The following is a 7,068-nucleotide window of genomic DNA, read 5'->3' as shown; positions in this document are numbered from 1 at the left end:
TCACACCATGAGCGTTCTTCTCGTCGGCATCTCACATCGCAGCGCACCTGTCGCGATGCTGGAGAAGGTCGCGATCACCGATGCCGATCGGCCCAAGCTGATCGACCGCATGCTGGCCTCGAGCCACATCTCCGAAGCCATGATCGTGTCCACCTGCAACCGGGTGGAGATCTACGCGGTGGTCGACGCGTTCCACGGCGGCCTGGCCGATGTCGGCCAGTTGCTGACCGAGCATTCCGGTCTGCCGCTGCCCGAACTGACCCGGCACGCCTACGTCCGGTACAGCGAGGCCGCCGCCGAACATCTGTTCGCGGTGGCCAGCGGGCTCGACTCGATGGTGGTCGGCGAACAGCAGGTCCTGAGCCAGATCCGCAGCGCCTACACCACCGCCGACGCCCAGCAGGCCGTCGGGCGCACCCTGCACGAACTGTCGCAGCAGGCGCTGCGCGTCGGTAAGCGGGTGCATTCGGAGACCGGGATCGACCGGGCGGGCGCCTCCGTGGTGTCGGTGGCGCTGGACCGTGCCACCACCGTCCTGGGGCCGCTCGCCGGCCGCACCGCCGCGGTGATCGGTGCCGGTGCGATGGGCGGGCTGTCGGTCGCGCATCTGTCCCGCGCCGGGATCGGCCGGATCCTGGTGGTCAACCGCACCATCGAGCGCGCCCAGCGGCTCGCGGCGACGGCCGAGACGCACGGTGTCGCCGCCGACGCCTACGAACTGTCCCGGCTCACCGAGGCCATGGCCGCCGCCGATGTGGTGATCACCTGCACGGGTGCGGTCGGCGCGGTGGTCACGCTGGCCGACGCGCACAATGCGCTCACCGAACGCCCCGGTGGCGCCGAGCGGCCGCTGGTGTTCTGCGATCTGGGCCTGCCCCGCGATGTCGATCACGCGGTGGCCGGGCTGCCCGGCGTCACCGTCATCGATATCGAGACCCTGCAGCGCGACCCCGCGGCGGGTGCCGCCGCCGACGATACGGCCGCCGCGCGGACGATCGTCGCCGACGAACTCGCCAAATACCTCGCCGGTCAGCGGATGGCCGAAGTCACCCCGACGGTCGCGGCCCTGCGCCAGCGCGCCGCCGAAGTGGTGGAGGCCGAACTGCTCCGGCTGGATTCGAGACTGCCCCTGGCCGATCCGGCCCGCGACGAGGTGGCGCGCACGGTGCGCCGGGTGGTGGACAAACTGCTGCACGCGCCGACGGTGCGGGTCAAGCAGCTGGCGACCACACCCGGCGGTGACAGCTATGCCGAGGCGCTGCGTGAACTGTTCGAACTGAAGCCCGGTTCGGCGCAGGCCGTGGCCGCGCCGATGGAGATCAGCCGTGCCGAGCACAACGGTGTCGGCTGGATGGGCCTGGACGGCGATATCGCCCTGGCCGACGATTTCACCCCCGGCGGCCACGACGACGAACAGGAGCAGTCGACATGACAATCCTGCAGGGCGAAGGCGCCGCGCCCGGTACCGGCGCCGCCGCGACCGGCGGTCGGCCGGCCTGGCGGATCGGCACCCGGGCCAGCCTGCTCGCGCGCACCCAGGCCGGTGATGTGCGGGACGCGCTGATCGCCACGGGGCAACCGGCCGAACTCGTATTCGTCGAAACCCCGGGCGATGTATCCGGCGAACCGGTGGAAGATATCGGCGTCGGCGTATTCACCAGCGCGCTGCGGAGCGAGCTGGCCGCCGGGAACATCGATATCGCGGTCCATTCGTACAAGGATCTGCCGACCGCGGCCGACGATCGGTTCACGCTCGCCGCGGTACCGGTGCGCCAGGATCCCCGTGACGCCCTGGTGGCGCGCGACGGGATGGTGCTCGGGGAGTTACCGCCGGGCGCGGTGGTCGGGACCTCCGCCCCGCGCCGGTCCGCGCAGCTGCGGGCGCTTGGGCTGGGCCTCGATATCCGGCCGCTGCGCGGCAACCTCGACACCCGGCTGCGCAAGGTCGCCGAGGGTGAGCTCGACGCCGTGGTGGTCGCTCGGGCCGGGCTGGCCCGTATCGGCCGGCTCGACGCGGTGACCGAGGCGCTGGAACCGGTGCAGATGCTGCCCGCGCCCGCGCAGGGCGCGCTGGCGGTCGAATGCCGCGCCGGTGCGGCCGAACTGATCGAGCTGCTCGCCGCTTTGGACGACACCGCCACCAGAACAGCGGTGCTCGCGGAAAGAGCACTGCTCGCCGAACTCGAGGCGGGCTGCACCGCGCCCGTCGGAGCGATCGCCGAAATCGTCGAATCGTTGGATGACGACGGGCGCATCGTCGAGGAACTCTCGCTACGCGGCTGCGCGGCCGCGATCGACGGTTCCGACGTGATAAGGGCCTCGGCGGTGGGTGCACCGGCCGACGCCGCCGAACTCGGCATCGCGCTGGCCCGCGAGCTGCTCGAGTTGGGCGCGCGCGAGTTACTCGCCGCCGAACCCGGCACCCCCGAATCGGGGATCGCGACAGCCGGGAGCACCGCCACGGACTTCACCGAACCCAGTCCCATGGAGAACAACCGATGAGTCGAGCCAGCAAGAAGCATCCGGGGCGGATCCTGTTCGTCGGGTCGGGCCCGGGGGACCCGGCTTTGCTGACCACCCGATCCCGCGAAGTGCTGTGCCGGGCAACCCTCGCGTTCACCGATCCCGATGTGGACGCCGGGGTCCTCGCCCTGATCGGCACCGAGGTCGAACCCGACGCCGAGGGCGAACGCCCGGTGGACGTGCGGCCCGCCCTGGGCGAGCCCGCGGAGGTCGCCAAAACGCTGATCGCCGAGGCCAAGGCCGGCCACGACGTGGTGCGGGTGGTGTCGGGCGATCCGCTCACCACCGACGCGGTGATCGCCGAGGTCACCACCGTCACCCGTTCGCATATCGTCTTCGAGGTGCTACCCGGGCTGCCGTCCGGGTCCGCCGTGCCCAGCTACGCCGGTATCGCACTGGGGTCGGGGCATACCGAGGCCGATGTGCGCGGGGAGGTCGATTGGCCGGCGCTGGCCGCCGCGCCCGGTCCGCTGGTGCTGCACGCCACCTCCGGCCATCTGGCCGAGACGGCGAGCGCGCTCGTCGAACACGGTATGGCGCCGCAGACCCCCGTCGCGGTCACCGTCCGCGGTACCACCCGTCAGCAGCGCACCATCGAGGCCACGCTGGCCACGCTGAACAGTGCCGCCTCCGAACTGGTCGGTCCCCTGGTGGTGACCATCGGCAAAGCCGTCGCGCAGCGCTCCAAGATGTCGTGGTGGGAATCGCGCGCCCTGTACGGCTGGACCGTTCTGGTGCCCCGCACCAAGGATCAGGCCGGTGAGATGAGCGAGCGTCTGGTCACCCACGGCGCGATCCCCAAGGAAGTACCGACCATCGCCGTGGAGCCGCCGCGCAGCCCCGCCCAGATGGAACGGGCGGTCAAGGGCTTGGTCGACGGCCGCTACCAGTGGGTGGTTTTCACCTCGACCAACGCCGTGCGCGCGGTCTGGGAGAAATTCGCCGAGTTCGGCCTGGACGCTCGGGCCTTCTCCGGTGTCAAGATCGCCTGCGTCGGCGAGGCCACCGCCGAGAAGGTTCGTTCCTTCGGGATCAACCCGGAACTGCTGCCCAGCGGGGAACAGTCCTCGCTCGGCCTGCTCGCCGACTTCCCGCCCTACGACGATGTCTTCGACCCGGTCAACCGGGTGCTGCTGCCGCGCGCCGATATCGCCACCGAAACCCTCGCCGAGGGTCTGCGCGAACGCGGCTGGGAAATCGACGACGTCACCGCCTACCGCACGGTCCGCGCCTCGCCGCCGCCGGCCGAAACCCGCGAGATGATCAAAACCGGCGGATTCGACGCGGTCCTGTTCACCTCGAGCTCCACGGTCCGGAACCTGGTCGGTATCGCCGGTAAACCGCACGCCCGCACGATCGTGGCCTGCATCGGCCCGAAAACGGCGGAAACCGCGGTGGAGTTCGGGCTGCGGGTGGACGTACAGCCGGAAACCGCGCAGGTGGGTCCGCTGGTGGAGGCGCTGGCCGAACATGCCGCCCGGCTGCGGGCGGAAGGATTGTTGCCGCCGCCGCGGAAGAAGAGCCGGCGGAGTCGGTAGCTGTAACTCTGGAGCAGCTCCGCTGCTCGAGGTTCGGCCCTCTTGGGCGCCTGCTGTCGGCCCTCGAGACTCGCGGCTGCGCCGCCTCGCTTCGCGGGCCCACAGCAGGCGCGGGCCGAACCCTTTCCAAGAGCGTCGGGTGCTCGGCGGTCGGGAGGGGCCATTTTGTGAAGGGTGCCGGCCTTGCGGGACCGAAGGTGACGTTGAATTTGCACAGGGCAGAATGAGCCTTATGAGCGGAATGGAGCGGCCGCGGCGGTTGCGGCGTACGCCCGCGCTGCGGCGGCTGGTGGCGGAAACCGGTCTGGAGCCGCGGCATCTGGTGTTGCCGATGTTCGTCGCCGATGGATTGTCCGAGCCCCGGGAGATCGGGTCCATGCCGGGGGTGTTCCAGCATTCGCTGGATTCCTTGCGTAAGGCCGCCGTGGAGGCGGTCGAGGCGGGGGTCGGCGGGCTGATGTTGTTCGGTGTGCCGCGAGCCGAGGACAAGGACGCGGTGGGTAGCGGCGCCACCGATCCGGAGGGCATTCTCAATCGCGGTTTGCGCGCGTTGGCCGCGGAGGTCGGCGATGCCACTGTGGTGATGGCGGATACCTGCCTGGACGAATTCACCGATCACGGGCATTGCGGGGTGCTGGATCCGGCGGGTGCGGTCGACAACGACGCCACCCTGCTCCGCTACGTGGATATGGCGTTGGCGCAGGCCGAGGCGGGCGCCGATCTGCTCGGCACCAGCGGCATGATGGACGGTCAGGTGGGGGCGATCCGGGCGGCGCTGGACGAGGCCGGCCGTACCGATACCGCGATCCTCGCCTATGCCGCGAAATACGCGTCGGCGTTCTACGGGCCGTTCCGGGAAGCGGTGTCCTCCTCTTTGCGGGGGGATCGGCGGACCTATCAGCAGGACGCGGCAAACCGGCGGGAATCGATCCGCGAACTCGACCTGGATCTGGAACAGGGCGCCGATATCGTCATGGTGAAACCGGCGATGTCGTATCTGGATATCCTGCGCGAGGTCGCCGACCGGTCGCCGGTGCCGGTGGCGGCGTATCAGATCTCTGGTGAGTATTCGATGATCACGGCGGCGGCCGAGCGGGGCTGGATCGATCGGGACGCCGCGATACTGGAATCGTTGACCGGTATCCGGCGCGCGGGCGCGGATATCGTGCTCACCTATTGGGCGACGGAGGCAGCGCGCTGGCTATCGTGAGTATGCCCGCGGATATCGTGACCGCGCGGCAATTGTGGTGGGGCGTAATCAGTTTGGGTGCGGGACGGTTGTTCGTCTCTCTGGCCGATACGCTGGCGAACCGGGATCGGTTCAGCGCCGAGCTACGGGAACGGGTGCAGTCCACCGACCCGCAGCTCACTCCCGCGATGACCGATCTGCTGGTGACCCTGGGCGCCGTCCTGGGCGTGATCCTGGGGCTCGCCGTCGCGGCGCTGGGTGTGCTGGTGGTTCACCAGCTCGGCAAAGGCAAGCTGTGGGCGCGGACGTTGCTGACATTTGCCGGCGTGTGGCTGGTGATCACGGGTGTGGCCGCGCTGTTCTCGATCGGGGCGGTCGACGGTGTGGTCCCGCTGCTCGGCGGCGCCGCGACGATCGTGCAGGCGGTTCTCGCGGGCGGTGCGATCTATCTGTGCCAGCGGCCGGAGGCGGCCCAGTGGTTCCTGCCGCGGCGGCCGGGCGGTCCCGGAAATTCCCGATAAGTCCTACCCGGGCGTCTGACCTGCACATTGATTCCGGGTCACGGTTCGACCCGCATTCAGATAACGAACGCGGAGTTTGTTTCCAGAATTCCGCCATGTATGGTGAGGGCTGTCACAGAGGACATGGGAACCGGTGGCCAGGGGTATTCGTCCGGTAGGGCGGCAGCTCGGGTCGTCCGGTGATCGGAGGCAACGATGCGAGTGGTGATCCAGCAGCCGCAGAGTATCCGGCGGGACATGCTCGTACTGAGCCTGCTGATCCTGTTCGGAGTCCTCACCGTCGCGGTGCTGCTGATTCCCAGTATCGTCGGCTGATCCGGGTGCGTGTCGTTCCCGCTCCGGATATCGATGGCTGACCAGGCCGCGACCACCGCCGAAACCGGGGAGATCCTGTTCTCCGAGCCGGGTGCGCGCTGGCGGGCGGTGGCCTACGGTCCGATCGTCTGTTTCCTGCTGCTCGGCGTGGAGATCGCGGCGGGTGCCACCGTGCACTGGTTCGCGCTACTGTTCTGCGCCGCGCTGATCGCCGCGTTCGCGGTGCTGCAGGTATATGCCGCCCGGACCCATGTGAGCGTCGAACTCACGGATCGTTTCCTGCGCAACGGCCCCGAGACCACCACCGTCTCGTCGATCGCCGCGGTGTTGCCGGCCGATTCCGACGAACCGTGGGAGGACGCGCGCGCTCTCGGTGAATTGACCGGCGTCCCGCGCCGCCGGACCGCGATCGGCCTGCGCCGCACCGACGGCGAACTGGTGCGGACCTGGGCCAAGGATCACCGCGCGCTACGGGCCGCGCTCACCGAGGTGATCGGCCGGCCGGCCGGCGCGGGGACGGATGAGCCCGCCGGCGATTCCGACACCGGTCGCGACGATTGATTATCGGCTCCCGCGCGGGCAGCATCGGATAGCACACCGACCGCCCGATCCGAGGAGATCCGTGAACCGCTCGTTCGTCGTCCCGGCCATCGACCTCGCGGCGGCGCTCGTCGCGCTCGCCTTGGCCGTGCTCTGCTGGCAACTCGGTGTCCGCGATACCGATTTCCCCGCGACCGGCGACGTCCCCGCCTACACCGCCACCCGGTACGTGGGCCCGTGGTTGTTCCTGGCCACCGTGCTGGTGGCCGGGGCCGGGGTGGCAACGATCGACGCCGCCGCGCGCGTGCTGCGGCCGCGTGAGGGCCACGCCTGAGCGCGGACCCGGGCTACCCCGACGCGAACCCGGTCTACCCCGAAAGGGTTCGGCCCGCGTCTGCTGTCGGCCCTCGAAGCGCATGCGGCGAAGCCGCGAGTCTCGAGG

Annotated in this window: 7 protein-coding genes; all 7 read left to right on the top strand. The window is 69.8% G+C overall.

Translation table 11 applies throughout. The features are described from left to right. Positions 1-7: 7 nt before the first annotated feature. The 7 genes from ACWDU1_RS26735 (at position 8) to ACWDU1_RS26705 (ending at position 6,960) form a co-directional block, all read left to right on the top strand. A complete protein-coding gene (locus ACWDU1_RS26735; RefSeq protein ID WP_450002607.1) occupies positions 8-1,432 on the top strand; it encodes a glutamyl-tRNA reductase in 1,425 nt (474 codons plus the stop codon). Then, positions 1,429-2,502: a hydroxymethylbilane synthase gene (gene hemC / locus ACWDU1_RS26730; RefSeq protein ID WP_450002604.1), complete on the top strand. Its 1,074-nt coding sequence runs from the start codon at positions 1,429-1,431 to the stop codon at positions 2,500-2,502. Before ACWDU1_RS26735 ends, hemC begins: the two co-directional genes overlap by 4 nt. Next, on the top strand, positions 2,499-4,061 hold the full coding sequence (locus ACWDU1_RS26725) for a uroporphyrinogen-III synthase (RefSeq protein WP_450002602.1): 1,563 nt from the start codon (positions 2,499-2,501) through the stop codon (positions 4,059-4,061). The genes hemC and ACWDU1_RS26725 overlap by 4 nt, the downstream gene beginning before the upstream one ends. 232 nt (positions 4,062-4,293) lie before the next feature. Next, the gene (gene hemB / locus ACWDU1_RS26720) at positions 4,294-5,271 is read left to right on the top strand and encodes a porphobilinogen synthase (RefSeq protein WP_450002600.1); all 978 of its coding nucleotides are present in this window, start codon (positions 4,294-4,296) and stop codon (positions 5,269-5,271) included. Positions 5,272-5,273: 2 nt separating this feature from the next. Further along, a complete protein-coding gene (locus ACWDU1_RS26715) occupies positions 5,274-5,771 on the top strand; it encodes a hypothetical protein (RefSeq protein ID WP_450002605.1) in 498 nt (165 codons plus the stop codon). Between the two features lie 348 nt (positions 5,772-6,119). Then, positions 6,120-6,647, top strand: coding sequence for a hypothetical protein (locus ACWDU1_RS26710; protein WP_450002598.1), 528 nt, complete (start codon positions 6,120-6,122; stop codon positions 6,645-6,647). 61 nt (positions 6,648-6,708) lie between these two features. Beyond that, entirely contained in the window at positions 6,709-6,960 is a 252-nt protein-coding gene (locus ACWDU1_RS26705; protein WP_450002597.1) for a hypothetical protein, read from the top strand. Positions 6,961-7,068 lie beyond the last annotated feature (108 nt).

It is taken from the genome of Nocardia sp. NPDC003345 (assembly GCF_053589395.1).
The sequence above is the reverse complement of the archived record's forward strand: the minus strand, read 5'-3'. Positions and strand labels throughout refer to the sequence as shown.

Bases quoted from the DNA above. Each gene is read 5' to 3' on its own strand.
- ACWDU1_RS26725 (WP_450002602.1), top strand. From the start codon at position 2,499: ATGAGTCGAGCCAGCAAGAAGCATCCGGGGCGGATCCTGTTCGTCGGG.
- hemB (WP_450002600.1), top strand. From the start codon at position 4,294: ATGAGCGGAATGGAGCGGCCGCGGCGGTTGCGGCGTACGCCCGCGCTG.
- ACWDU1_RS26715 (WP_450002605.1), top strand. From the start codon at position 5,274: ATGCCCGCGGATATCGTGACCGCGCGGCAATTGTGGTGGGGCGTAATC.
- hemC (WP_450002604.1), top strand. From the start codon at position 1,429: ATGACAATCCTGCAGGGCGAAGGCGCCGCGCCCGGTACCGGCGCCGCC.
- ACWDU1_RS26710 (WP_450002598.1), top strand. From the start codon at position 6,120: ATGGCTGACCAGGCCGCGACCACCGCCGAAACCGGGGAGATCCTGTTC.
- ACWDU1_RS26735 (WP_450002607.1), top strand. From the start codon at position 8: ATGAGCGTTCTTCTCGTCGGCATCTCACATCGCAGCGCACCTGTCGCG.